Source organism: Caballeronia sp. BR00000012568055, from assembly GCF_029439455.1.
Lineage (GTDB): Bacteria > Pseudomonadota > Gammaproteobacteria > Burkholderiales > Burkholderiaceae > Caballeronia.
In genome coordinates, this window is record NZ_JAQFVG010000239.1 from 1 (window position 1) to 323 (window position 323).

A 323-nucleotide genomic window follows, 5' to 3' on the forward strand; every position below is an offset into this window, starting at 1 on the left:
CCCTGCGGTCGGCAGAGCCAATGCCGACGAAGATGACGATGACAGCGACGGCGACAGCAGCGATGTCGACACGAAGCAGGAGCAGAACGCCGCTTCGTCAATCGCGTCGACGTCCGCTTCGGTGTCGTCGGAGCCGGCTAACACCGGCACGAACCTCGCATCGCTTTTCGACTAAGGAGCAGACATGGCTATCGCAGTTGCAAAGCTCACGCGCGAGTTCGTCTACAACGGCGTCACGTTCCCGGATCCCGGGCCGACCTTCTCGCCTGACGATGTTCGCGATCTCTACTCCGCGCAATATCCGGAGCTCACGACCGCGGCCA

The 323-nt window shown here is 62.2% G+C and carries 1 protein-coding gene; it reads left to right on the forward strand.

Annotation, left to right across the window (positions count from 1 at the left end; translation table 11 throughout):
* Positions 1-184: 184 nt before the first annotated feature.
* Positions 185-323, forward strand: a 139-nt coding sequence (locus tag P7F28_RS11310; protein WP_277184576.1) for a PRTRC system protein C, incomplete at its 3' end; no start/stop codon positions are given.